This is a genomic window from Paenibacillus cymbidii (assembly GCF_004764705.1).
Lineage (GTDB): Bacteria > Bacillota > Bacilli > Paenibacillales > NBRC-103111 > Paenibacillus_AN > Paenibacillus_AN cymbidii.
This window is the reverse complement of sequence record NZ_SHLX01000001.1, coordinates 277,735-304,157: the sequence shown is the minus strand read 5'-3', so window position 1 is coordinate 304,157 and position 26,423 is coordinate 277,735. Positions and strand designations below refer to the sequence as shown.

The window sequence follows — 26,423 nt, the reverse complement described above, 5'->3', positions numbered from 1 at the left end:
GAATCCGCTCCGTTCCTATCGGCTGCTAGATCGACTTGAGCTGCTTCTCCAGGGTAATAATCTCAATCGCGATCTGCGCGGCCAAAATAACTTCTCCCGACCGTTCAGCGCGTACTCTCTCTTCGTTCTTCCGCTTGATTTCCTGTTGCAGCGGGTGCGACTGCTTGCGAATTTCGCGGATGCAATCGCCTATCGCCTGGTTGTTGACGGCTTCGCTTGTTTCAAGCATCAGAATGGAGCTGGCCGCCCTCTCCAGCTTCTCGTCGTGCAGCGTGGCGATGTACTTGCTGGCGTCCGGCTCGTATCCGTGCGCATAATAAGCATATAAATAAGCAGCCAGCGCTGCATGAGCTTCCACGTTGAACGCATCCCCGATTTGCTTCTCGACCTCTTGCGCGACTTCGCGGTCGTGCATCATGGCGGCGAGCAGCATCCGCTCGGCCTTGTGATAGGCCGGGTAGTGCACGGTGGGCATGGCTTCGCTTGTTCCCTCATTATTCATTACATTATTCCACGAATTGGGTTTATTATCCCCGACCGATCGTTTTTTTAGATGCTGCTGGCGAAATTCATTCATCTGCTGCCGAATCGGCTCCGCCGTCATCGAAAATTCCGCCGCCAGTTCGCGGATATAATGATCCCGGTCAACCGGCGAGGCCAGTTGGCCGATTATTTTGACCGCGGTATCGATATACCGCAGCCGATCGTCCACATCCTGCAGCTGAAAATTCCGCTTCGCGTACAGCAGGCGGAATTGCACGGCAGGTATAGCTTCTTGCAGCACTTCGCTCCGAAACCGTTCCCCCCCGTATGTCTTCACATAATCGTCCGGATCCATTCCCGCCGGCAACACGGCCAACTTCACATGCATACCGGCTTGTTCCAGTATGGCGATGCTTTTGTAAGCGGCGGCCTGGCCTGCATTGTCCCCGTCATAACACACGGTAATATGTTCGGCGTTGCGCCGCAGCACTTCGGCGTGCTGTTCGGTCAGCGCCGTTCCCATTGTTGCGACGCCGTTCGAAACGCCCGCTTCCCATGTCTGTACCACATCGACGTACCCTTCAAACAACACGGCATGCTGCGCTTTGCGAATGGATGCGCGGGCGCGATGGAAATTGTACAGCAGCCTGCTTTTGTTGAAGATCGGCGATTCCGGGCTGTTTAAATATTTCGGCTGCACGTCGCCCATCGCACGGCCGCCGAACGCTACTACGCGGCCTTTCCAGTCGTGGATCGGGAACATGATCCGGTCGCGAAACTTGTCGAAATAGCCGCCATCCGAACGTGCCGAGAGCAGTCCCCCCTGCTCCAAGAGCGCAAGCGGCATTTCCCGCTTCTCCATAAATTGGGCCAGCTTCTCCCACATCGGCGGGGCATATCCGATCTGAAACGCGTCGATCATCTTGTCGTTCACGCCGCGCGTGCGCAAGTATTGCATCGCCGCCTTGCCTTGCTCCGTGTTGCGCAAGACGTAATGATACCATTTGGCCGACAGCTCGTAAGCTTCCAGCAGTTTGTTTGCCGTCCGTTGCTGCTCCGTTTGCTCCGGACTCGCCGCTTCGAGATCGACGGCGATCCCCGCTTCCTCCGCCATATGCCGAACCGCTTCGCCAAAATGATAGCCTTCGATCTCCATCAAGAAGTGAATGGCATTGCCTCCGGCATGGCAGCCGTAGCAATAATAAATTTGCTTCTCCGGCGTAACGGTGAAGGAGGGCGATTTCTCGGAGTGAAACGGACACAGCCCTTTCATGTAATGCCCCGACTTGGTCAAATGCACGTACTTGCCCACCGTATCGACGATATCGTGAGCTTTCAGCACGGCCTCGATGACTTCATCCGGTATGCGTCCATGTTTCATGAAGGCCACCCATTCCTGACACGTATAACCTAATTCGCTGCATGCTCCATTATTCCTGCATGGAGGCCAAAACTTTTGTCAAACGGTGTAGAAAATTCGCACGGTCTTCCTCGGTGAACGCCCGCGGCCCTTTGCCGTATTTGCCGCTGCGGCGCTGCTTCGCCTGCTCGTGCCGGCGTTCGAGCAGGAAGTCGATCGTCCGGTCGGTGTACATTTGCCCCCGGACCGACAAGGCGATCGCGCGCCTGGCGAGTACGATCGTAGCCAGTCCGAAATCCTGTGTGACCACAATATCGCCGGGCGCCGCTTTGTTGGCGATATACAGATCGACCGACTGGTCGGAGCGGTCCACCTGAACGACGATAACCCCTTCCCGGGGCTGCAGGCGGTGGTCGTACGAGGCGACCATCAGCACCGGGACGCGGAATTCCGTCGCCGCTTGGACGATTTCGGACTTCACCGGACAGGCGTCCGCATCCACGATGATTTTCGGCTTATCGGTATTGGCGGTCATCCGTATCTCCCGTACCGCTTACGCGCGGTTAGCTCGTAGTATTATATACGCGGGCCGAGCAAAAAATCCTGCTTACCGCTCGGCAAAAAGCTATTCCCTGCGCCCGAATGTGGCGAGTATGTGGCTTGCGGTTTCTTCGACGGCCTTGTTGGACACGTCGATTACCATGCAGCCGAGACGGGCGTGAATCGATGCCGCGTATACCAGCTCTTGTTCGATGCGCTGCACGTTGGCGTACGACGCGTTGTCGGGAAGCCCGATCGCCTTGACCCGTTCCACCCGGATCTCGTTCAGCTTGGACACGCTGATCTTGAGGCCTACGATTTTGGCGGCGGATATGGCAAACAACTCCCGAGGCGGGGACAGTTCGGGCACAAGCGGCACATTCGCCACCTTGAACCCTTTATGCGCCAAATACATCGACAGCGGCGTCTTCGATGTCCGCGAAACGCCGACTAGCACGATATCCGCCTTCAATAACCCGCGCGCGTCTTTGCCGTCGTCGTATTTGACCGCAAACTCCACTGCCTCTACCTTGCGGAAATATTCGTCGTCGAGCTTGTGGATCAAGCCCGGTTCGTGACGGGACGGTTTGTTCAGCGCCTTCTCGAGGCTGGCGATGACAGGGCCAAGCAAGTCGATAGTAACGACCTGATGCCGAAACGCCATCTCGATCAAATAATCGCGCAGCTCGGGCACAACGAACGTAAAGACGATCACGCCGCCGTCGGCATGCGCCGCTTCGACCGCCTCGTCGATGCGCGAACGCTCATGGATGAACGGCAAGCGGCGAACTTCGACGACGTTCGGATAGAACTGGATCGCTGCCGCCCGGACGACGGCTTCGCCCGTTTCTCCGGCGGCGTCGGATAACATGTAAACGATCGGCGTGCGAATGCCGGGTTCCATGGATCGGCCTCCTTATCGGTACGGTCACTCATAAAATATGGCCTATTTCACATCGAGCCTGTTCTTGCTCGAAAAAAACTCTCGTCCCCGTCGTTTCAACACAGGGCGAGAGCGATTGGCAAAAGTGGGGCTTCGAGCCGCATAATTCTTCCTGCATCATGACAAGTGTTCCATATCATAACAAACGGGACGTTCAAAGTCAAACTCGACCCGATTCAGTCGCGAATGGCAAAAGTGCCGGCGCTACAAATCGTACTTGGCCATCTGGTCCAGAAAGCTGCGCGATTTCCAGCGCACGTCAATATATGTGTCCATAAAGCTGCGCATCGTTCGCGCCAGCTGCCCTTTCGTTTCCTCGCCGACATTCACATCGCCGAGCCGGCGCAGGTCGATGCGGCGAAACAGCCTCAGCAGCTTGAGCGCCGGCTGGCCGAGCGGCACGGCCGCCGGATCCTTGCGCCGGCAGTCGGCGCAAAGCAGGCCGCCCTGGCCGGCACTCGCCGCCATCGGCCCGTCTTGCCGACCGCAGGAGACGCAGCTTTCCGTCTCCGGCATATAACCGGCGGCCGCTAGCATCTTCATCTCCATGATGTGGGTGACGATGACGGCATCCTTGCCTTCCTCCAGCGCGGTGAACGCCGCAAGCAGCTGCTCGAACGCCATGCCGCCGCCCTCCCCGTCCGCAAACAGCCTATCCGTCATTTCGGCGATGTAAGCGGCGTACGCGGCCGCATGCAGCTGCTCGCGCACATGGCGATGGGACGCGATCAGCTCCGCGCTGTTCAGCGTCCCCATTTGGCCGGATTTATAAATGCTGTAGTCGCCGTAAGTAAACGGCTGGGTCGCCGCCGCGTGGCGGCTCTGCACCTTGCGGGCGCCGCGGGCCATCACGCTCAGCTTGCCCATTTGCCTCGTCGCCAAGGTGACGATTTTGTTGCCTTCCCCGTAGTCCGCGGCGCGGATAACAATTCCTTCCACACGGGCGATCATCGCCTTGCTCCCTCTTCCCGGGCGGTGCCGGACCATACGCCCTCAGCCGACTCCCGTCAGTTCAAGGCGCTGCCGTACGTTTCCTCCGCCTCGTCTTCATCCCAATAATCGTCCTCGTATTCCGCCTGCATTGGTTTGGTTTCCATCTGTTTGAACAGCATATAAGCATCGACATCACCGGTCATTGAAAAATAGTTCCACGAGAAGTCTCTCATCTGTACCATCCTCTCCGAGTCAAGATGATTGATGCTATTGTTAGCATGCACGCCGGACAAGCCGCATATCCCTTGCAATTACTGGTCGCTGCGCCTTCATGCCATTATATACCCTTCCTCCGGATTGTTGAAACCTCCACCCTCTTTGCGGACCGTCCTATTCGAGCCGGAAGCCGAAGTCTTTCAGCATCCGGTCCTGGTTGCGCCAATCCTTCTTCACCTTCACCCACAGCTCGAGAAACGTCTTCGAACCGAGCAGCGCCTCGATATCGGCTCGCGCCAGCCGGCCGACTTCCTTCAACAACGCGCCTTGCTTGCCGATCACGATCCCTTTCTGCGAGTCGCGCTCCACATAAATGACTGCCGACACATGAACGACGCCGTTCGGTTCGGCTTTCATGTCCTCGATGACAACGGCGATCGAATGCGGAATTTCCTCGCGCGTCAGATGCAATATTTTCTCCCGGATGAGTTCGGCGATAACGAATTGCTCCGGATGGTCGGTCACCTGATCGGCCGGGTAATACTGCGGACCTTCCGGCAAATAACGTACCGTCTGCTCCAGCAGCGTGGTCACGTTATTGCCGTTTTTGGCGGAAATCGGCACGATTTCGGCGAATGGATACAAATCCTTGTACGCGACAATCACGGGAAGCAGCGCTTCCGGGTGAACGAGGTCGATTTTGTTCAGCACGAGGATGACGGGCGTGTCGATGCCTTTCAGCCGCTCGATAATGAAGCGGTCGCCGCCGCCGATGCCGGCTTCCACATCGACCAGCAGCAGGATTGCGTCCACTTCGCGGAACGTGCTCTCCGACACTTTGAGCATGTAGTCGCCGAGCTTCGATTGCGGCTTGTGTATGCCGGGTGTGTCGAGGAACACAATTTGCGCTTGTTCCGTCGTATAAACGCCGTGTATTTTGTTTCGGGTCGTTTGAGGCTTGTCCGACATGATCGCCACCTTCTGGCCGATCACTTCGTTCATCAGCGTCGACTTGCCGACATTCGGCCGGCCGATGATGGCGACGAAGCCGGAACGGTATTTGTTGTTCATCGAATTCCTCCGTATGGGTCTTGCTATGTAGTATGCCCGCCGGGCAAATGAAATGCACCGGGGAGCAGCGCGGCGACGGTCGTCTGCCGCATCTCGCCGGACACGTTAGCCAGGATGACCGGCATGTCCGGCGCGCACAGCTCCAGCATCACTTGGCGGCAGACGCCGCAAGGCGCGATCGGCTCCGGCGTTTCGCCGACGATGGCCAGCGCCGCGAACGATCCCGGCGCATGACCGTCGCTGATGGCGCGAAACAGCGCCGTCCGTTCGGCGCAATTCGTCGGGCCGTACGCTGCGTTCTCGACGTTGCATCCGTACAGCACGCTGCCATCCGCAGCTAGCAGCGCACTGCCGACGCGAAACGACGAATACGGCGCATAAGCCCGCTCGCGCGCCGCAAGCGCGTGGCGGATCAAGTCTTCAGCATCAATCGCGGGCATCGGCATCGGCTTCCTCCTGTATGTACCGATTTATTGGTTTAAATAAAAAGCGAGCAGCGTGATAACGATGCCGACAACGGCGCCGAACAGCAGCATCAACAGCGATCGATTGCGGCGCTCGTACAGGATGAACAGAAACACGACCGACAGACTGTAAGCGAGCAGCGCAACGATCGTCACCGGCACGATCATCGCAATCAACGTCGACATGGAGAAGGCAATCGCCATCCATAGGCTTGGCTTGACCACCTTGCTGTGGGAAAAACGCGTCTGCATCACGATCACCGTCAGCGCGACAAGCGCAAAATACAACCAGAGCGAATCCGGCGTAATCGGATTCGCCGCCTGCTGCTCGCGCCGCAGCCAGCGGTCGATCGGCTCGTAAAAAATGATCGCGCCGACCACCACGGCGTAAGCGGCTGCGACAAGCACCGCGGCGGCGGCCGTATCTTTGGCGATTTTGGCGATCGGATGCCGCTCCGGCATTGCCAGATCGACCGCCTTTTCGATCGCCGTGTTAATCAACTCGGTAACGATGACCAGCGCCACGGCGGAGAAGATAAATAAAATATCCGACTTGGGCAGATGGAAAAACAGCGCCGAGACGAGCACGACGATCGAAGCAAAAAAGTGGAACTTCATGTTCGGCTGCGTCGAAAGCGCGTACTTGATGCCTTCGTAGGCGAAGCGGAAGCTGCGAAGCCACCTCAGCCACGGGTTCACCGCGTCAGTCCCGCCTGATGCAAAATAAGCTCCTGACGGCTGAACATTTCCTTCTCTTCCTCCGCTGTGCCGTGATCGTAGCCGATCAGATGCAGGAAGCCGTGCACGAACAGGAAACCGAGCTCGCGTTCGGCGGAATGGCCGTATTCCTCGCTCTGCGCGATCGCCCGCTCGACGGAAATGACGATATCGCCAAGGGGCTCGCCATCTTCCTCTTCCGCGTCATCTTCCTGATCCGCTTCGCCTTCCCAATCGGCGTCCTCCGCTTCTTCCAGATCGCCGTAATCGATGTCCGGCTCGCCTTCGCCGTCTTCCTGCATGGCAAACGACAGCACATCCGTCGCCCTGTCGATGCTCCGGTATTGCCGGTTCAACTCGCGAATGGCCGCGTCGTCGACAAAGCTGAGCGCCACAACCCCATCCGTCACGTCCTCGTGTTCCCCTGCCAGTTGCAACAGCTGCTCCAATCTGGCGATTAGCGTATCGCCGATTGCCATCTTTTCCTGCTCGTTGTTCCAGTAAAGGCGCAATGCCATAATCGTTCCGACCTCCGCTTGTTCAGTTCGGACTACTTCGCTCCCGGGCCGTTCTTCAGCCGGAGCGGCTTGCCTCCGTCCTGTACTTCCTCCGCCGGCTTCGGCTGCACATCGGCGGGATACTCGATGCGGGAGTGAAAAATGCCAAGCAGCGATTCCTTCAACGCTTTGCCAACTGTGTCCAGCTCCCGCAGCGTCAAGTCGCATTCGTTGTACTGCCCGTCGTCCAGCCGGTTTTTGATAATCGACTTCACCATCGAATCGATCTGCGCGACCGTCGGGTTGCGCATCGAGCGGACGGCCGCCTCCACGCAGTCGGCGATGCCGACAATCGCCGCTTCCTTGGACTGCGCCTTCGGACCGGGATAACGAAACTCCTCTTCCGTCGGCGGCTCCTTGCCTTCCTCTTCGGCCATCTTGGCCGCCTTGTGGTAAAAAAACTTGAGCAGCGTCGAGCCGTGATGCTGTTCGGCGATATCGCGAATTTGCTTCGGCAGCCCGGCGTCCTTCAGCATTTCGACGCCTTCGCGCACATGCGCGACGATAATCGACTTGCTCAGCGCCGGTTCGATTTCGTCGTGCGGATTTTCCATGTTCATCTGGTTCTCGATAAAATAGCTCGGCCTGCGCGTCTTGCCGATATCGTGGTAATACGAACCGACGCGGCAAAGCAGGCCGTTGGCGCCGATCGATTCGGCGGCCGCCTCGGATAAATTGCCGACCATGACGCTGTGATGGTACGTGCCCGGCGTCTCTGTCAGCAGCTTGCGCAGCAGCGGCAAGTTCGGGTTGGACAGCTCGACGAGCTTGAGCGGCGACAAAATGCCGAACGCCGTTTCGAAGAACGGCATCAGCCCGATGACGAACACGGCCGACAGCAAGCCGCTCGCCAGCACGAAGCCGAGCGCAAACGCCGTGGTGTGCAAGTCGGGATGGTCCTCCAGCAGCTCCAACGCCACAATCGCCGCCGCTCCGAGAAGGGCGGACATGATCCCGGCTTTCAGAATCGTCGAACGCTGGCTCGCTTGTCCGAGCGCGAAAACGGCGGCGAAACAAGCGAAGAAGCCAACCAATCCATAGCGGAAATCGAACAATTGGTCGCTACCGGCATTAAAAATAATGCTGGATGCGATCCCGAACAACAGCGATGAAATATAGGCAAGCTGCGTATGCAGCAAAATCGCGATCAACACGCTGCCCATCGCCACCGGCGCAAGGAAGCCGATTTGCGGATAATCGAGCCCTTGGCCGAGCGCAACGATGCGCATCGCCAGCATTGTCACCACGAAGATGGCGACAAGCATCAGCAGCTGCGCGTTATTGGCCATCAGCGTCAGCCGGCTTTGGCGGATGAAGACGAACAGCAGCAGGACGAATAGGCACGACAGCAGCGCCAGCCCGGCCTGCGGCCGGTACGTGGCCTTGTCCTTGAGCAAGTCGAGCGAGCCCAGCCGCTTGTACAGCTCGTCGGTAATCATTTCGCCTTGCGTCACGACGACGTCGCCTTTGCTGATGACGACCGGCTTCGTATTTTCCTTGGCCGCGGCACGCGCTTCGTCCGTCCCTTTGACGTCGGCGAACTTGTTCGGCGTAATCGCGAACCGGGCGATTTCCTGGACGAGCTCGCGGTTCGTGCTTTTGGCCAGATTGGACGAGTTGACCAGCTCCGTCACTTTCGCCCGCGCCGACTGCGCGTCGATGATCTGCTCGTTCATCAGCTTGGAGACGATATCTTTCGTCACCTGTTCCATCTCGGCGATGTCTTCCTTGGTCAGCCTTGGCAGCTTGTAGTAAGCTTCTTCCGGCAGCTTGTACTGCTGGTCGAGCAGCTGCTTGCGCATTTCCGTGAGCAGCGTGTCGTTGAATTGCCCTGTCGTTCTGGCCGAGCCCACAAGCCGATCGACCTGTTCGGCGAAAACGGACGGGAACAAGTTGCGGTACAAGCTCACTTTGACGTCGAACGACATTTCCTGATCGGCGTTGTTTTGCTCCAGCTTGTCGTACAGCGTTTCGATCAGCAGCTCGTTTTTGGCCGACATGATTTTGTAAACGGGCTGCACTTTGGCGGCCGCTTCCTCGCGCGCCTGCTCCGTTGCGATGAAATTTTCGATCTGGCGTGGCGCGAGAATCGTCTTTTCACTCGGCGCGTTCGGCCGGATGTCGTATGTTTTGGGGACGAGTTTAAACGCCAGAGAAAAATAAAAAAGCAGCGCCAGAGCCGCAAAAAGCACGAATCTCACCCAGGCGCTGCTCCTCCAGTTCGGCAGCTGGTAACGGTTTTTCCCTTTGTCGTCGGTTGTGTAACCAGTCATGTAATCCCAGCCTCTCCGTTATTCGCGTTTCTCCGAATCTGCGGTATAGGCGACGATGATCTTCTGCACCAAGGAATGACGGACGACGTCCTGCTCGGAAAAATGAATAAAGCCGATTTCGTCGATGCCGCGCAAAATGCGCAGCGACTCGACAAGACCGCTCGACTTGCCGCGGGGCAGATCGATTTGCGTAATGTCGCCGGTAATGACCATCTTCGAGCCGAAGCCCATGCGGGTCAAAAACATTTTCATTTGCTCGGGCGTTGTGTTCTGCGCCTCGTCGAGAATGACGAACGAGTCTTCCAGCGTGCGGCCGCGCATGTAAGCGAGCGGCGCGATTTCGATCAGGCCGCGTTCCAGCGATTTGGCCACTTGTTCGGGGCCGAGGACGTCATTAAGAGCATCATACAACGGCCGCAAATAGGGGTCAACTTTTTCCTGCAGGTCGCCGGGCAGGAAGCCCAGGCTTTCCCCCGCTTCGACGGCGGGCCGCGTCAGCACGATGCGCCGCACCTTCGCTTCCTTGAGCGCAGCCACCGCCAGCACGACGGCAAGGTACGTTTTGCCGGTTCCCGCGGGTCCGATGCCGAAGACGATGTCCTTCTTGCGGATTTCGCTAACGTACTGCTTCTGGCCGATCGTTTTGACCTTGATCGGCTTGCCGCGGAACGTGACGGCAATTTCCCCCTTGAACAGGTCAAGCAGCTGGTCGGCTTTCATCTGCCCGGCCAGCTCCAACGCGTATGCGATATCACGCTCCGAGAGCGGGTACGATTTGCGGATCAGCTCCAGCAGAACGGTAAACAGCTGGTGCAGCTGCGCGACTTCCTGGGCGTTGCCCTGGATGACGAGCTCCTCTTCGCGCGAATAAATGCGGGCTTCCGTCCGCTCTTCGATATAGTGGAGAAACTTATCCTGCGGACCGAACAAGGACAATGCCTCGGCGGTGTTGTGCAGCGGAATTTTTGCCATATTCGCGTTTTCGATCAAACGGCCTCAGTCTCCTCATGTCGAACAGGATCGGAATATAACTTATCCAGCCGTGCGAACGGCCTATAGTTCGAATTGTATCCTACTTCGGCCCTCTTTCGCAAACGCCGGTTATGGCGCAGGCGCCAACGATTGTTCGATGCCGATCGACTGCTCGACTTCAAACAGCACGTTAAGCGTCACCTCGCCGTTCTCCGCCGACCGCTTTAACACCGACTTGCCGATCACGGCCGCCTCCGCCCCGGCGCCTTTCAGCACCTGCTCCTCCGCATAACGCAAACCCGCTTGTTCGGCCTCTGCGGCCGCAACCTCGCGTGTCGTCGTTTCGGTTTCGCGGACCGTGTCCTTCAGCCATCCGATCGGCAGCATAATGCCGTGAAATTGCACGATTTTGCGCTCCTGCTCCACGGTTTGCTGTTCGTAGACGGGGCTGCCGTAGCCGGCAGTCTTCATCGCCCGTCCGCCCATCACCAGATAACGCCGGGTAAACGATTCCCCCGTGTAGGTTCGATAAGTCGTCTGCAGCGGCACGCTGGCCGTCGTGCGGTACCAGACGATCCCTTTCACTTTCCCGGTCGCCGCAACCAGATCGGTGCCAATGACGCCGGAGATGAGCACGTCGCCTTTGCGCACGTATTTGTTCGGCTGGGCGAGCGGTTTGCCTTTCTCCGCGTAAATCGCCGTGACCAGCGCGTCGTGCGCCGCCACAATATCGCGCGGCCCGCGCAGCTCGCGCGCATCCGGCTTGGTCGTTTCGACGATTTTGATGACGACCCGGGTGCCGTACACTTCGATCGTCACCCACGATGCTTCCGGCAGCTTGCTTTGCAGCTCGCGGGACAACGTATCGGCATCGCGCAACCGAAACTTCCATTGCATCCGGTAAATGCCTTCGTCCTTCGCGATCTGCAGCACGCGGTCCTTGTCGATCGCTGTGGCGCCTTCCACCTTGACGTCCCATACGAGCGAAGACAGCATGTACAATCCGATGACAAACAAAAGCCCGCCCAGCACAAACGCCTTGCGGCGCCACAGCTTGGCCAGCAGGAACGGCAGCCCGTGCCGGCCTGTCGTCCGCATCCGGCAGCCTGTCCGCTTCAGCAGCGGGCGCAGCCGGAAATAATCGCGCAGGGAAACATTCATGCGCGTCACGCCTTGCGCATTGCGGCGGATGTCCCACGCATCCATGCGTTTCCCGTACGCGGCATTGATCAGCGCTTCAATGCCGGCGCCGCGCACGTCGATTGCGGCGTACCCTCGAATCCATCGTAACCAGAGCGGCTGCACAGCGCCCTCCTCCTTACCCGTTGATGTATTTGATCTCGCGAATGACGCCTTCGATAAACACTTCCTCGTTCCAGATGGCGCGGATCGTCAGCTCCTGGCCCATCACTTCGAGCTTGCCGTTCGTCAGCGCCAGCAGCAGCCGATCATCGGAGAAATGGAGCACGCCGTTATGATTTTCGATATACAGCTGCCGATTGCCGATCATCGTCGTCCTGGGCAGATCGAGCGTGACATCCTGCGGCAATTCGAGCAGTTTGGCGGTATAAGCGCCCATTTTGCGTCGTAAGCGGCGCATGCCGTCCCTCCCCTTCGCGGCAACGGGGTGCGTTGCGGCATCCCTATGGCCGCACGATGCTTCTACCACCCTATGCGGCGGCGGGCGCAATTATGCTGGGGCGGCGCGGGAGCGAAAGACTTGCGCGCAATGCAAAAAGAACCGTTCGATCCCGCTTGACGGGGATTGAACGGTCCTTTATGTGCAGCGGCGGCGCGCCTCACTCCCAAGGCAGCTTCGTGCCGAACAACTCGGCCAGGCGCTTGCTCTCTTGCCGCCGCGCCCGCCGCGCATCCGCACGGGCCGGCGCGGAATCGTGCAGCAGCTTCTCCTCCGGCGACTCCGGCGTCACCTTCGGCACCAGCGCCGGCTTGCCGTCGTCGCCAATAGCCACGAACGTCAAAAACGCTGTCGCGCAGACGATCCGTTCGCCGGTCAGCAAATCTTCCGATACCACCTTGACGAACACTTCCATCGACGTTTTGTGCGTCCAAGTGACGTACGATTCCAGGCTGACTTCGTAATTCGGCCGGATCGGGTGCAGGAAGTCGACCGAGTCGGTCGACGCGGTGACGACCAGGCTGCGCGCATGGCGCATCGCCGACAGCGCGGCATTGTCGTCGATGTAGGCCATCAGCTTGCCGCCGAACAGCGTGTTGTGGTTGTTCGTATCCTGCGGCATCACATGGCTCGATTTGATAACGCGGGAATCCCTTACGGTTTTGGACCCCGGAGCCGACCATTCGGCGCCTGCGTTGGACTCGTTCATGACTACAACCCTCTCAAAGCGCGAACTTGAAAAAACACTCCGCAAGCGGAGTGTTTTTTCTGTATGCGATCAGGTCAACGATTGTTGTACAAGCCGGTTGACCAGCTTGCCATCTGCGCGCCCTTTTACTTTCGGCATCAATGCCGCCATCACTTTGCCCATGTCCGCTTTGGAAGAAGCGCCGGTTTCTTGGATAGTCGATTGTACGATGGCTGTCACTTCTTCTTCAGTCAGTTGCTGCGGCAAATATTCGCCGATGATGGCAATTTCCGCCTTTACGGACTCCGCAAGATCGTCCCGACCGGCTTTTTCGAAATCCTGGAGGGAATCCCTGCGCTGTTTGATCTCACGACTTAGAATATCAAGCACTTCGTTGTCATCCAATGTTTTCCGTTGATCGATTTCTATATTCTTAATCGCCGAACGAACCATTCGGATTACAGAGAGTCGGAATTTGTCCTGGCTTTTCATTGCCTGCTTCATATCTTCGTTCAATCGTTCGCTTAAACTCATCAGACGAGGGACCTCCTAGAACTTCCGCTTGCGGGCTGCCTCAGACTTCTTCTTGCGTTTCACGCTCGGTTTCTCATAGTGCTTGCGCTTCTTGACCTCCGCAAGAACACCATCCTTCGCAATGGAACGCTTAAAACGACGAAGCGCAGCATCAATGGTTTCATTTTTACGAACTTTTGTTTCCGACACCAGATTTCCCTCCCTCCGAACAAACCGTCCAAGACGAATAACTCGAGGTTATCAAACTTCATTATAGGCGAAAACGAAAGTTGGTGTCAACTGCCCGAAACAATCGTTGGTCGCCACAAGCAATGTCATTGCATTTCCCGCGCATTGAGCGGTCCCAGCTTGCCGCCGCCCAGCAGATGGTAATGAATGTGAAACACCACTTGCCCGCCGTCCGCCCCGCAGTTGTTGATCAGCCGGTAGCCGGTTCCTTCCACGCCAAGCTCGCGGGCCACCAGCTGCGCAGCACGATGAACTTCGCCAATCAGCGCCCAGTCCTCCGGTCCGGCGTCGTTCATGGTTGGGATATGCTTTTTGGGAATGATAAGGGCATGAACGGGCGCAAGAGGCTGAATGTCGTGAAACGCGAGCACATGTTCGTCTTCGTAAATTTTGCGGGACGGTATGGTGCCTTGAACGATGCGGCAAAAAATGCAATCCATTACAGCGATCCTCCCTCAAGGTTGTTCGAAAAGCCGGCCTTTTTTGAACGCGACATAATCGGAATTTCACAATAATTACGAACTTGTGAAGACTGCACGAAGGAATATTGTGGTACAATCCATCATATCGAAAAATCACGATCAAGTCCAATCGCACATCGAACCGGCATTGGAAGAAGGGGGACTTATGCAGGAAACCAAATCGCTTGGAGGCAAAAGCTTCATCGTCCGCGTCGAGCTGCAGACGGCCGTCATCAAATTTGGCCAAGTAGCCGCGGCCATCTCGGAATCGGGCGGCGACATGATCGCAATCGACGTCATCCAGACGAGCCGCGACCATACGGTACGCGACTTGACCGTTACGGTAGCCGATGCGGTGCAAATCGACGATATCGTCAAAGCGCTTCGGCAATTGGCCGGCATCCGTGTCGTCAATGTGTCCGACCGTACATTCCTTCTCCACCTCGGCGGCAAAATTGAAATGAAGCCAAAAACGCCCATCCAAAATCGCGACGACTTGTCGCGCGTCTATACGCCCGATGTGGCGCGCGTTTGTATGGCGATCCACGATCAGCCGGAAAAGGCGTTTACGTTGACCATCAAGCGCAATACGGTCGCCGTTGTCTCCGACGGTTCCGCGGTGCTCGGGCTAGGCAATATCGGCTCGCGAGCGGCAATGCCGGTAATGGAAGGCAAGGCAATGCTGTTCAAGCAGTTTGCCGAAGTCGACGCGTTCCCGATTTGCCTGGACACACAAGATACGGAAGAAATCATACGTACGGTCAAAGCGATTGCGCCGGCATTCGGCGGCATCAACCTCGAGGACATTTCGTCGCCGCGCTGCTTCGAAATCGAGCAGCGGCTGCGGGACGAGCTCGACATCCCGGTATTCCACGACGATCAGCACGGGACTGCCGTCGTCATGTACGCCGGACTGATCAGCGCGCTGAAAGTGGTGGGCAAATCGCTGCCGGAATCCAAGGTAGTCATCTGCGGCATCGGCGCGGCCGGCATGGCCTGCAGCAAAATATTGCTTGCCGCCGGGGTCAAAAACTTGATCGGCGTCGACCGGGAAGGCGCTTTGGTGGCAGGCAATCGCTACGACAACCCGTCCTGGCAATGGTTTGCCGACAACACCAACCCGGAGCGGATCGGCGGTTCGTTATCCGACGCACTGGTCGGCGCCGACGTGTTTATCGGCGTTTCCAAAGGCAATATTCTTACTCGGGCGGATATCGAGCGGATGAATCCCGACCCGATCGTATTCGCGATGGCCAATCCGACGCCGGAAATCGCGCCGGAGCTGATCGAGGACATCGTCGGCGTCATGGCGACCGGGCGCTCCGACTATCCGAACCAGATCAACAACGTGCTCTGCTTCCCCGGGATGTTCCGCGGCGCGCTCGACTGCCGGGCGACGACGATCAACGAAGAGATGAAGCTTGCCGCCGCCGAAGCGATCGCCGAAACGATCAGCGACGAGGAGCGCAGCCGCATTTATATTATTCCCAGCGTGTTCAACCAGCAGATCGTGCCGACCATCCGCAACAAAGTCGTCGAAGCGGCCGTGCGCACCGGCGTCGCGCGCAGAATTCCGCGCGAATTCCGGCAGTAACTGCATGGAATGAACCATGATAAAGGCCGGGCCTTCGTGCACGAAGGCCCGGCCTTTTGATTTACCCAATGCGGAACCTTGCCGCGGATTCGCGCAGTTCGCGCGACATGCCGCTCAAGTCGACGGCCGCGCGGGCTATCGTTTCAACGTCCGTACGCTGCCGGTCCGTGTTCTCCGCCACCTGGCGGGCGATGGCGGACGATTGCGCGGCGACGTTCGCCGACTCGACGACCGATGCCGTCACTTCCTCCGAGCCGGCCGACATCTCCTCCGCTACCGCCGATACCTCCTGAATCTGGTCGGCGACACGCTCCACCGAACGGACAATATGGCGGAACCGCTCTCCCGCCTCCCGCATCACGGCTTTGCCTTTGTCGACCTCCACCGTACCCGCTTCCATCGCGGCTGTCGCTTCCTTCATATCGTGCTGGATTTGCCCGATCATACCGGCAATTTGGCCGGCAGAAACGCGCGACTGCTCCGCCAGCTTGCGAACCTGCGACGCCACAACGGCGAAGCCGCGGCCCGATTCGCCGGCGCGCGCCGCCTCGATTGCGGCGTTCAGCGCGAGCAAATTCGTTTGCTCGGCAATTTCCGTAATTGTGGCGACAATGCCGCCTATCTCCGCCGACTGCGCTTCGAGACGCAACAGCGCCTGCGCCACCCGCTCGGCCGAAGCGCCGATCGCTTCCATTTGCCGGGCCGCTTCGCCGATCGTACGCTCGCCGCCCTGCGCCTGCAACGACGTGTCGTGCGACAGCTCGGCAACCACGGTCGACGTCTCCGCGATGCGGCCGATGCCGACCGCCATCTCTTCCATCGCCCGGGCGCTATCCTGCGATGCTTGCCCTTGCGCTTCCGCGCCTGCGGCCACCTTGCGCACCGCAGCGGCAATTTCTTCGGTTGCCGTCAGCGTCGTCCCGGCCACCGCCGACAGCCGCTCCGACGAAACGGCCACTTCGCCGGCGTTGCCGCTTACGCTGCCGATGACGCGGCGCAGCTGCTCCGTCATCGCCGCGAAGCTGGAAGTGAGCCGGCCGATTTCGTCGCGGCTGTCGCTTTCCGTCACCCGCGTCAAATCGCCTCGCGCGATCGTTTCGGCGGCATCCATAAGCCGTCTGACCGGCCGCGACATGTAAGCGCCCAGCGCATAGGCGATTGCCAGTCCGATGAGAACGGCGAACAAGCTGGACCAGATGATAAGCCGCAAATTCCGGTCGATCGTAGCCGTCAGTTCGCTGCGGTCGGCGGTCAGCTCTTCGTCGACGGAATGCAGGAACGAATCGGCAAGCTCAAAGATGCGCAATTTGAACTGATCGCTGTTGCCGTCAAGTGTTTTGTATTGCTGGCGCAATTGCTCCGCGGGCAACGTTTGCCGCTTGTTCCAGGCTTCAACGACCGCATCGAAGGCAGCGACGTAGCTTTGCGCCTGCTGCTTCAGTTCGTCGGCGAATCGGCGTTCATCGTCCGATCGGGCGAATCCCGCCATGGCATTCACCTTTTCCAGAAAAGGCACCGATTCTTTCTTGAATTCATTGATCCCTTCCGCGCTGTCATTAATGATAAGATCGGCCTGGCTGCTGTAGAGAACGCCAACAGACGCCTTTATATCGTAGGCCGTTTTTTCGGCTTCGACGCGCTCCGACTCCCGGTCATTAATGGAACGAACGACCGTAAGCTCGGAGTAAATAAACGTCAGCGCGGCGATAAAAATCAGCATGACGACGCACATGCCGGCCATCAGCTTCGTACGAAGCGACCAATGTCTCATAATCCCGGCCCCCTATAATGCGTATAATGTTACCTATATATCGACATTTCTCGTGTCGGAATTAAGATGCCAACGGCTTGTAAATACTGTCAGACTCCGTGGTACAAGCCGGATTTGGCAATTGCAAGCTGCCAATAAAGTTGCTCGCATTAAAAATGTTGTTGCGCAGGCAACATTCCTGTGTTAGCATCATAATATAATTTTAGCGAGGACAATTTTTTTTTGCACAATTGTTGCCCATAGGAAAAACTATTTACCCCGTGAAAAAGGGAGGTCCACCTCATGAACGTTACACCGCAGGAGCGCCAGGCGACACAGCCATACGCCAATGGCTGGAGGCGCCAAAGCGAGCAGCCGAGCTTGCCCGAAGTGCACCGCACGATCGCGGTGCCCGGCAAAGGCAGTTGGATGCGCAAGATGCTGGCGTTCGTCGGTCCCGGCTATTTGGTTGCCGTCGGCTACATGGATCCCGGCAACTGGGCGACCGATCTGGCCGGCGGTGCGCAGTTTGGCTACACGCTGCTGTCAGTCATTCTCATTTCCAACATCATGGCCATCCTGCTGCAATCGTTGACCGCCCGGCTCGGCATCGCTACCGGCCGCGATTTGGCCCAGGCTTGCCGCGATCATTACAGCAAGCCGGTCAGCTTCGCGCTGTGGATCCTGTGCGAGCTCGCTATCGCCGCCTGCGACCTGGCGGAAGTGATCGGCTCGGCGATTGCGCTCAATTTGCTCTTCGGCATCCCGCTCATATACGGCGTGCTGCTTACATCGCTCGACGTCATGCTCGTGCTGCTGCTGCAAAACCGCGGCTTCCGGTACATCGAAGCGATCGTCATTTCGCTGATTACCGTCATCGGCATCTGCTTCGCGGTCGAGATGGTGCTGTCCCGGCCCGAACTGGCCGGCATTGCGCAAGGCTTCGTGCCGAACAAGCAAATTCTCGCCAATCCGGAGATGCTCTACATCTCGCTTGGCATACTGGGCGCAACGGTGATGCCGCATAATTTGTATTTGCACTCCTCCATCGTGCAGACGCGCCAGTACGATCGGTCGATCGAAGGCAAACGGTCGGCCATCCGTTTCGCCACGATCGACTCGACGGTTGCGCTGATGCTGGCGCTGTTCGTCAACGCGGCCATCCTGATTTTGTCCGCGGCGGCGTTCCACGGCACCGCCAACGAAGGCGTGGCGGAAATCCAGGACGCTTACCATCTGCTTGCGCCGGCGCTCGGCACCGGGGTCGCCAGCATCCTGTTCGGCGTCGCCCTGCTCGCCTCGGGGCAGAACTCGACCTTGACCGGCACGCTCGCCGGCCAGATCGTCATGGAAGGCTTTCTGAACATTCGGCTCAAGCCGTGGCTGCGGCGTTTGATCACGCGGCTGATCGCCATCATCCCCGCCGTCATCGTCATTGGACTATACGGCGAAAAAGGCACAACGGATTTATTGATTTTGAGCCAAGTTATTTTGTCGCTGCAGTTGTCGTTCGCCGTCATCCCGCTCGTCCTGTTCGTCGGCGACAAACGCAAGCTGGGAACGCTCGCCGCGCCCAAATGGATGCTGGCGCTGTCGTGGATCGTCGCCATCGTCATCGCCTGCTTGAACGGCTACTTGCTGTATGGCACCATTTTCGGCTGATGCGCCTATTTTAGACCGGCAGTCTACATTCATTGTAGACCGTCGGTCTATTTTATTTTATAATGGGAGCAGAAACGATCCGGAGCGAAAGAGGTTGCCGACCATGCGTGACGCGACGCGCAAGAAGCGGGAATATGTAAGCGAAGTGGCGCTGCAGCTGTTCGTCGAACGAGGCTACGAGCACGTGTCGGTGGACGACATCATCAAAGCGACCCACACGTCGAAAGGAACATTTTACCATTATTTTAGCGGAAAAGACGAAATTGTGCTCGAGCTGAACCGCAAGCAGCTCTACGTCATCGAACGATGGGCGCAAACGACGCCCGCGCGCGTGCTGTCGCTCGAGGCGCACGTCAATCGGCTGTTTCTCGACTTGGCTGCGGCGCTCGCTCCCTACCGCAAGCTGGCGCAAAGCTTGATGACGCTGGCCGGCCAACAGCCGACGCTGCAGGAAGGCGAACGCGAGCTGCTGCGCAAGCTGACGGAGGCCCTGCTCGTCTGGATGCCCGACCCGCGCAAAGTCGAGCTGCTGGTGACCGCCTACCTGGGCACGTTATGGGTTTGGCGCACTCGGGACAGTACGGCGCTGGCGGACTTGATGCGCGCTAATTTGCGTTTGCTCTGGGCTGGGCTTCGCGCGGATGACGGTTATGACGACTTGGAGTTGCCTGCCGGATTGAAGGAGGAACCGAAAATGAAAGTGGCGATTATCGGAGGCGGATTGGCCGGATTGACGGCTGCCGCTTATTTGTCGGAGCAGCCCGGCATCGAGGGCGTGCTGTTCGAACGCAGTCCCCAGCTCGGCGGCCGGGCGTTTACGTACGAGAAACAAGGCTTTACGCTCAATTACGGCGCGCATGCGATCTACGGCATCGACCGCCACGAAATCAGCGAGCTGGAACGCGAGCTTGGCTTGTCGTTCAGCAGCAAGCAAGTGGACAAACGGCGCGTCATGTACGCCAAAAACGGGCAACTGACGCCGGCTCCGCTCGATTTTGTCAACCTGCTGCGCACCGATCTGCTGAGCGCCATGCAGAAAGTAAGATTCGCCGGCGAAATTACCGCCATCATCGCCAATATCCATCAGTTGAAGCACCATGCGACGCTCGGCGACTACCTCGCCCATTCGAACGCCGGCGAAGACGTCAAAGAACTGTGGGAGCATCTCGTCTGCTCCAACTTCTTCATTGCGCCCGAAGACGCGCGGCAAGTGCCGGGAGCGGTCATCAGCGAATATTACCACAACCTGTTCCGGTCCGGCCGGCCGGTCAACTATGTGCTCGGCAGTTGGGCGGTCATCACGAACCAGCTGCGCACGAAGGTCGAATTGCCGGGCCGCTGGACGATCGCCTTGCAGGAAGGCGTCGACGGCATCCGCTACCAGGACCGCAAGTACGTGCTGCGCACGAAAAACCGCGAGGAAGCGTTCGATCGCGTCATCTTTGCGATGCCGGTGCAGCAGGTCGTCAAGCTGCTCAAGGATACGCCGTGGGAGCCGTTCCTTGCGCCGTACGAAGGCAACACCGCCACCGAAGTCATGGTGTACGACATCGGACTCAGCCGCGTCGTCGCCCGGCCGTTCAGTTACATCAGCGACATGGACAACAAACTGTTCATCTCCGACGTATCGGCGACGGACCATACGCTCGTGCCGGAAAGCGGCCAGCTGCTGCAGGGCATCGCTTATTTGAGCGACAAATTCGACGACGAAGCCGAACGCAAAGCGTACCTCGACGACAAAACGGCGCAAATGGAGCGGCTGTTCGACCTCCACTACCCCGGTTGGCGCGATGCCATTCTGGTGAAACGTATTTCCAAGAAGGCGATGGTGTCCAGCGTCAAAAACATCGCCGGCAACTCACTGCTGCCGACCCGCGTCGAAAGCGTGCCGTTCCTGTTCTGCGGCGACGGCTGCGAAGGCAAGGGCGAGTTGGCGGAGCGCGCCTTCTCCAGCGCGCGGCGAGCGGCGAAGGCGGTCATCGAGGAAGCGCGCGTGGCGGTGCCGGTTTAGACGGGCGGTTCGGCGAGCGACGGGCGGCGGGCGGCGGCGCAAAAATAACCAATAAAAAATGGCCTATTCGCCCGTTTTCCCAAGGTTCCGCGGAAATAACCAGCGAAAACACTGGTTATTATGTCTGGACCGCTTCGAAAATGAACATTTTGCCCAAATAGCCAGTGAAATCACTGACTATTTTCGCGTTGCCATTCATTTATGACGGAATAGCCAGTAAAACCTGGACGTTGCCGTGAATCCGGGCGGGTTCCTGGCTATGCACGTACGTTCCGTGTGCCCGCTATCCCCTTCGCTCAGAATGGAACATGCGCGGCTCGAAGCGTATTTGCAGCAGCATGTGCGCTCTGCCCGGTATCCCCTTGGCTCAGATTCGATGGAGCCGTCCTCTCCGGAATTTCCCTTCTGGCGGGTATCCCCTTGACTCAATTTCAAGAACGCCAATGAGCTAACTATCATTTTTAAGAAAAATGCTCGCCATCGTCCTGTGATTGCACTGTCCAAGCATACTTCAAATACGAAACATACAAACTAAATACATGCAAACTCAATCTCGAGCCAACGGGATGACCAGCAGACAGAAACTACCGCCGACCGACTCGCCCCCACTCCTACGCATGACCGCCAACGCACGAATCTGAGCCAACGGGATAACCGGCAGACACGAAGTGCCGCCGACCAACTCCCCACTCCTACGCATGACCGCCATCGCACGAATCTGAGCCAACGGGATAACCGGCAGACACGAACTGCCGCCGACCAACTCGTCCCCCACTCCTACGCATGACTGCAACCGCACCAATCTGAGCTAACGGGATAAACCAGCAGATACAAACTGCCGCCACTGACTAACTCCCCACTCCCACGCGCGCTCGCCAATGCACCAGTCTGAGCCAATGGGATAACCAGCAGACACAAAATGTCACCTTTAGGGACGCCTTGCTCCTTGCACTTTCGTACAGTCAGATCGCGTTAATGAGGAAGGTCGGGATTCGCCTTTGTGTCGTTTCATCCCCCTCGTAGCAGGCTCCCTTTCAATGCCTCCGGCGCACAACATCCTGTTGCCGCACGGTCAGGGCCAGGTAGGCGTCCGTTTCGGCCGCGCCGAAGCGGGCCGGGGAGAACGCGGCAATGTCGACGCTCGTCGGTTCGCCGGCGGCGAGTTCGGCCAGCACCAGGCCGGTGGCCGGATTGTAGGCGAAGCCGCCGGAGTGGAAAGCGACGCCGACGAACAAGCCCGGAATGCCGGCGATCGGCCCCACAATCGGCTCGCCGTCCAGAGAGAAGGTAAGCAGGCCGATCCGGTCGGCCGCGTCGTCCCAATCCGCTTGCGCAAGCGCCGGCACCAGCGGCTCGAAACTCGTCCGCAGCTCCCGCTTGAGCGACGCCGGCGCGGTCAGCTCGCGCAGGTGAAAGTCCGCTCGCGTCACGCGGTACTCTTCGCGCGCGCCGGTTTCGATACCGAGCAGCAGTCTCCCGTTCGCCGCAGGCCGCACATAACCGCCGTACGGGTCGGCGTTGACCGCCGGAATCGACGCCGGCACTTCCAGCGGCCGGGTAAGGTAACGCTGGTGAACGACTGTTTTGACCGGCAGCCGAATGCCCGCCTTGGCCAGCAACAGGTTCGTCCACGAATATAGCGTGCAAACGACCGCATCCGCCGGAATCAGGCCGCGCAAAGTCCGCACGCCAACAACCGCTCCGGCGCCGTCCAGCGCCAGTTCCTCCGCCGCCTCGCCCTCGCGGATCGTGACGCCAAGCTCGCGGCACTTGCGCGCCAGCGCGGGCACGTAATCGTCCGGCTCGCTGTAGCCGCCGAGCGGATCGAACAGGCCGATCGCGCCTTCGCGCGGGCGCAGCTCCGGCCAGCGGGCGCGCATGTCGGACGCGCTCATGATTTCGTACGGCGCGCCGCAGCGATCGTATAACGGCAGCAGCTTCTCCCTTTCGCCCCAAGAGTCGTCGTCGAACAAATTAAGCGCCCCGACTGCCTGAAACTTGTAGCCGTCCAGCTCTTCCGACAGCTCGCGGAAGCGGCGGAGACTGAGCTTGCGCGCCAGCACGCCGGTTTCGCTCCAGAGCAGTCCGGTAATGATGCCCGCCGCCCGGCTGCTGGAGCCGTCGCCGACAGGGCCTTTGTCGAGCACCGTCACTTCCCCCGCCCCCATGCGCGCCAAATGGTAAGCCGTGCTCAGACCTGTAACGCCGCCGCCCAAAATGACAAAGGAACGTTTCATTGCACATCCTCCTTGTATGCTCTCCTTATGAGTCCCGGTTCCCATTCATTGTAAGAAATGCCCCGGCCGGAAACAATGGCCGAACCGGACGTTATCCCGCCGTCGACGGCCGATTGCAATAGGATTCATCCGGCCGCAAATGGCGACGCAAGTCTCTTTACGCGCACAAATCGGGGATGGTAGAATGGCATCACCAAAATACGTCAACATGCGACAACGAGCCGGAGGCGACGCCGATGCGTGAGCGCAACAACCCAATGGAAAAACGAACTGCAACGCCCCCGGCTCCAGCCCCATTTGATACGGAAATCGCCCCGCTGCGCTGCCGCGTTTATACGAATGAATCGTTCTACGAAACCGACACGAGCATGCGGGTGACGGCGCACGCGCATCTGGCATTCGAATTCCAGTTCGTGAACGAAGGCACGATGGCGCTCAGCCTCGAGCAGGGACGTTTCGAAATCGGGGCCGGCGGCTTTTGCGTCATTCCCCCGAACACGGTTCACGCGCAGCTGCCCGGCCATCAAGGCGGCGTAAGCAAAACGTGCTTTTTCTTCCGCTGTGCCCATGCGCGCCCGGATTCGGACCGGGAAGCTACCGGCCTGCCGCAGTTGCTGGCCGCACTGCCTTTTTTTACGGTGCCGGACCACCCGATCATTCCCGCACTGCTCGCCGCCATCGAAACCGAACTGCAACGCCGCCGCACCGGCCATGTCGTGGCGGTTGGCAGCCTGTTTGCGCAGTTGCTCGTCGAAGTGATCCGCAGCTCGCCGCTGCAGGCGGCGGAATGCCGCGATGATCGCCAGCCGCAGACCTCAGGCAACGATTCCGGCGATCGGGAACGGACGATCGAGCTTTTTTTCTCCGAGCGGTTCGGTTCCAAATTGAGGGAAAGCGATCTTTCGGCCGAGTTGTTCGTCAGCACCCGGCAATTGAACCGCATTCTGCACGACATGTACGGCATGTCGTTTCGCCAGAAGCTGCTCGACACGCGGATGAAAGAAGCCCAGGACCTGCTCCGCAACAGCAAACGGACCGTTCGCGACATTGCCGAAAATGTCGGTTACCCGTTCGCGGAACATTTCCACGCCGATTTTAAAGCTTATGCGGGCCTGACGCCGGCTGCATTTCGCAAACAATATTTTTCGACATAATCATACATAATTCGACATAATCCCCAAAAATTTATGTTTTCTTTGCAATATTTTTAAGCAAGCGAATCGATTCTGTACTATAATATGGATATCCATTTTGCCTGAGCGATTGACAGAACCTATTTTAGAGGTGCACCTGATGAACAAGAACAGCCAAATGTTTTCGCTCGGCCATCTGCTTATTCCATTCGTGCTGTTCAGCCTCTACTTGTTCGAAACGGCGCAGCCTGTCCTTCTGCTTCTTGTACTGCTGTCATCGGTGTGGACATTTTATTTGTTCTGGCGCGCGTTCATCACGAAGGACCTGGACAGCATTCTCCGCCGTCACACGTTCTGGTGGTTTCTGATCGTCGACATGCTGCTGCTGTATGCCATGTTCATCTTTCCCGATTGGAACCATCATTTGAATACGACCTGGCTCAACCTGCTGATCGTTCCGCTCTACGCCTTCGAGCTTGGCGTTGTCGCCGGCATATACGCCAGCATGTTCGGTCTCGGCGGCATCGTGCTGTATCATGTCGTGCAAGGCGGCAGCTTCGGTTCGTTCGACACGCTGCTCAACGTCATTGGCATTTTCATCGTCATCATGTTCGTCGGGCGCAGTACCGACCGGCTCAATACGCTGGCGTTTTTCGATGCGCTGACGCTGCTGCCGAACCGGCAAATGTTCAAGGACCGGCTGGGAGCGGCGATGCGGATCGCTTCGCGCAAAGGCTGGCGCCTGGCGATTCTGTTCGTCGACCTCGACAATTTCAAATACGTCAACGACACGATGGGACTTGCCGCCGGTGACGAACTGCTGCGCACGGTGGCCGAGCGGATCAAAAAATGTTTGCCCAAGCAGGCCTTCCTTGCCCGCATGGGCGGCGACGAATTTATGATTCTGCTGAACGGCATCGGCGGCACGAACGCCGTCGACATCGTTGCGGACGCGATCATCAAGGCGCAGAAGGAAATTATAAAGCTGGAGCCGCAGGACGTGTTCATAACGACGAGCATCGGCATCGCGATGTTTCCCGAGCATGGGCTCGATCCCGACACGTTGATGAAAAACGCGGATTCCGCGATGTACCGGGCGAAGCAGGAAGGCCGCAACAACCACCAGTACTACACGACTCCGGCCGACGCCGACGGCATCGAACGCATCCGGATGGAAACGATGCTGCGGCAGGCGATCGAACGCCAGCAGTTCGTCGTGTATTACCAGCCGCGACTGGCAACGCAAACCGACGAGTTGGTATGCGTCGAGGCGCTTGTGCGCTGGCAGCATCCCGAGCTCGGCATGATACCGCCGAACGATTTTATCCCGCTGGCGGAAGAAACCGGGCTGATTGTACCGATCGGCGAGCAGGTGCTGCGCATGGCGTGCGAGCAGCGGATGCGCTGGACGGAGATGGGGGTGCCGCTGTTTCGGATCAGCGTCAATCTATCCGGCCGCCAGTTCCAGCAGCCGAACTTGCCGGGCATTATCGCCAAGGTGCTGCGCAAGTCGGGCATGCCGCCCTCGCTGCTTGAGCTCGAAGTGACGGAAACGGCGGCGATGCGCGAAGTGAACACCTCGATCAAAATGCTGCACGAGCTCAAGGAAATGGGCTTGTCGCTGGCGATCGACGACTTCGGCACCGGTTACTCGTCGCTAAGCTATTTGAAACGGTTCCCGATCGACGTTATCAAAATCGACCGTTCGTTCATGGGCGGCATCCGGCTCGATTCCGACGATGCGGCCATCGTTCGGGCCATCATCGTGCTCGCGCACACGCTGAAGCTGAAAGTGACGGCGGAAGGCGTGGAGACATCCGAGCAGTACGAATATTTGCGCCGGCTCAATTGCAACGAAATCCAGGGTTATCTGATCGGCAAACCGATGCACCACGAAACGCTGGAAGGCTGGGTCGCGCTGCGGGAATCGGAAGGCAAAAAGGCGGCATACGCCTGA

The 26,423-nt window shown here is 58.4% G+C and carries 24 protein-coding genes; 5 read left to right on the top strand and 19 right to left on the bottom strand.

Annotated elements, in window-relative coordinates; all coding sequences use genetic code 11:
• Positions 1-25 precede the first annotated feature (25 nt).
• From dnaG to EXY20_RS01135, 17 genes are all read right to left on the bottom strand, one after another.
• Positions 26-1,864 carry a DNA primase gene (gene dnaG, locus EXY20_RS01215; protein WP_135546777.1) on the bottom strand — a complete coding sequence of 613 codons (1,839 nt, stop codon included), beginning with the start codon at positions 1,862-1,864 and terminating at the stop codon, positions 26-28.
• Positions 1,865-1,913: 49 nt separating this feature from the next.
• Positions 1,914-2,378, bottom strand: a complete 465-nt coding sequence (locus tag EXY20_RS01210; RefSeq protein ID WP_135546775.1) for a YaiI/YqxD family protein — start codon at positions 2,376-2,378, stop codon at positions 1,914-1,916.
• A gap of 90 nt (positions 2,379-2,468) precedes the next feature.
• A complete protein-coding gene (locus EXY20_RS01205) occupies positions 2,469-3,287 on the bottom strand; it encodes a pyruvate, water dikinase regulatory protein (protein ID WP_135546773.1) in 819 nt (272 codons plus the stop codon).
• A 243-nt stretch (positions 3,288-3,530) separates the two neighbouring features.
• Positions 3,531-4,313 (bottom strand): DNA repair protein RecO, encoded by a 783-nt coding sequence (gene recO, locus EXY20_RS01200; RefSeq protein ID WP_328592469.1) that lies wholly within the window; start codon positions 4,311-4,313, stop codon positions 3,531-3,533.
• A gap of 20 nt (positions 4,314-4,333) precedes the next feature.
• A complete protein-coding gene (locus EXY20_RS01195; protein WP_135546771.1) occupies positions 4,334-4,492 on the bottom strand; it encodes a YqzL family protein in 159 nt (52 codons plus the stop codon).
• Positions 4,493-4,649: 157 nt separating this feature from the next.
• Entirely contained in the window at positions 4,650-5,546 is an 897-nt protein-coding gene (gene era / locus EXY20_RS01190) for a GTPase Era (protein WP_135546769.1), read from the bottom strand.
• Between the two features lie 23 nt (positions 5,547-5,569).
• Positions 5,570-5,977, bottom strand: coding sequence for a cytidine deaminase (locus EXY20_RS01185; protein ID WP_135547646.1), 408 nt, complete (start codon positions 5,975-5,977; stop codon positions 5,570-5,572).
• A 39-nt stretch (positions 5,978-6,016) separates the two neighbouring features.
• Positions 6,017-6,709, bottom strand: a complete 693-nt coding sequence (locus EXY20_RS01180; RefSeq protein WP_135546767.1) for a diacylglycerol kinase — start codon at positions 6,707-6,709, stop codon at positions 6,017-6,019.
• Positions 6,706-7,245, bottom strand: coding sequence for an rRNA maturation RNase YbeY (gene ybeY, locus EXY20_RS01175; RefSeq protein WP_135546765.1), 540 nt, complete (start codon positions 7,243-7,245; stop codon positions 6,706-6,708). Before ybeY ends, EXY20_RS01180 begins: the two co-directional genes overlap by 4 nt.
• Before the next feature lie 32 nt (positions 7,246-7,277).
• A complete protein-coding gene (locus tag EXY20_RS01170) occupies positions 7,278-9,557 on the bottom strand; it encodes an HD family phosphohydrolase (protein WP_135546763.1) in 2,280 nt (759 codons plus the stop codon).
• Between the two features lie 18 nt (positions 9,558-9,575).
• Positions 9,576-10,529: a PhoH family protein gene (locus EXY20_RS01165; protein WP_135547644.1), complete on the bottom strand. Its 954-nt coding sequence runs from the start codon at positions 10,527-10,529 to the stop codon at positions 9,576-9,578.
• Positions 10,530-10,658: 129 nt separating this feature from the next.
• Complete coding sequence (gene yqfD / locus EXY20_RS01160; RefSeq protein WP_135546761.1) at positions 10,659-11,834, bottom strand: sporulation protein YqfD; 1,176 nt, start codon at positions 11,832-11,834, stop codon at positions 10,659-10,661.
• Positions 11,835-11,847: 13 nt separating this feature from the next.
• Positions 11,848-12,129 (bottom strand): sporulation protein YqfC, encoded by a 282-nt coding sequence (gene yqfC, locus EXY20_RS01155; protein WP_135546759.1) that lies wholly within the window; start codon positions 12,127-12,129, stop codon positions 11,848-11,850.
• 199 nt (positions 12,130-12,328) lie between these two features.
• The gene (locus EXY20_RS01150) at positions 12,329-12,877 is read right to left on the bottom strand and encodes an acyl-CoA thioesterase (RefSeq protein ID WP_135546757.1); all 549 of its coding nucleotides are present in this window, start codon (positions 12,875-12,877) and stop codon (positions 12,329-12,331) included.
• 69 nt (positions 12,878-12,946) lie between these two features.
• Positions 12,947-13,390 (bottom strand): GatB/YqeY domain-containing protein, encoded by a 444-nt coding sequence (locus tag EXY20_RS01145; RefSeq protein ID WP_135546755.1) that lies wholly within the window; start codon positions 13,388-13,390, stop codon positions 12,947-12,949.
• Positions 13,391-13,405: 15 nt separating this feature from the next.
• Positions 13,406-13,579 (bottom strand): 30S ribosomal protein S21, encoded by a 174-nt coding sequence (rpsU, locus tag EXY20_RS01140; RefSeq protein ID WP_005547957.1) that lies wholly within the window; start codon positions 13,577-13,579, stop codon positions 13,406-13,408.
• Positions 13,580-13,704: 125 nt separating this feature from the next.
• On the bottom strand, positions 13,705-14,058 hold the full coding sequence (locus tag EXY20_RS01135) for a histidine triad nucleotide-binding protein (protein ID WP_135546753.1): 354 nt from the start codon (positions 14,056-14,058) through the stop codon (positions 13,705-13,707).
• Positions 14,059-14,245: 187 nt separating this feature from the next.
• Here EXY20_RS01135 and EXY20_RS01130 point away from each other — a divergent pair, with 187 nt between their 5' ends.
• The gene (locus EXY20_RS01130) at positions 14,246-15,673 is read left to right on the top strand and encodes an NAD-dependent malic enzyme (RefSeq protein WP_135546751.1); all 1,428 of its coding nucleotides are present in this window, start codon (positions 14,246-14,248) and stop codon (positions 15,671-15,673) included.
• A 61-nt stretch (positions 15,674-15,734) separates the two neighbouring features.
• Here EXY20_RS01130 and EXY20_RS01125 read toward each other — a convergent pair whose 3' ends face one another.
• On the bottom strand, positions 15,735-17,444 hold the full coding sequence (locus EXY20_RS01125) for a methyl-accepting chemotaxis protein (RefSeq protein WP_135546749.1): 1,710 nt from the start codon (positions 17,442-17,444) through the stop codon (positions 15,735-15,737).
• A 282-nt stretch (positions 17,445-17,726) separates the two neighbouring features.
• Here EXY20_RS01125 and EXY20_RS01120 point away from each other — a divergent pair, with 282 nt between their 5' ends.
• The gene (locus EXY20_RS01120; RefSeq protein ID WP_135546746.1) at positions 17,727-19,085 is read left to right on the top strand and encodes an Nramp family divalent metal transporter; all 1,359 of its coding nucleotides are present in this window, start codon (positions 17,727-17,729) and stop codon (positions 19,083-19,085) included.
• Between the two features lie 103 nt (positions 19,086-19,188).
• Positions 19,189-21,096: an FAD-dependent oxidoreductase gene (locus EXY20_RS01115; protein WP_135546744.1), complete on the top strand. Its 1,908-nt coding sequence runs from the start codon at positions 19,189-19,191 to the stop codon at positions 21,094-21,096.
• A 1,034-nt stretch (positions 21,097-22,130) separates the two neighbouring features.
• Here the strand turns inward: EXY20_RS01115 and EXY20_RS01110 are convergent.
• Positions 22,131-23,333 (bottom strand): NAD(P)/FAD-dependent oxidoreductase, encoded by a 1,203-nt coding sequence (locus EXY20_RS01110; RefSeq protein ID WP_167858925.1) that lies wholly within the window; start codon positions 23,331-23,333, stop codon positions 22,131-22,133.
• A 236-nt stretch (positions 23,334-23,569) separates the two neighbouring features.
• On the opposite strand from EXY20_RS01110, the gene EXY20_RS01105 reads away from it, so the two are divergent.
• Both EXY20_RS01105 and EXY20_RS01100 read left to right on the top strand, forming a co-directional pair.
• Complete coding sequence (locus EXY20_RS01105) at positions 23,570-24,487, top strand: helix-turn-helix transcriptional regulator (protein ID WP_167858924.1); 918 nt, start codon at positions 23,570-23,572, stop codon at positions 24,485-24,487.
• A 139-nt stretch (positions 24,488-24,626) separates the two neighbouring features.
• On the top strand, positions 24,627-26,423 hold the full coding sequence (locus tag EXY20_RS01100) for a putative bifunctional diguanylate cyclase/phosphodiesterase (protein ID WP_135546737.1): 1,797 nt from the start codon (positions 24,627-24,629) through the stop codon (positions 26,421-26,423).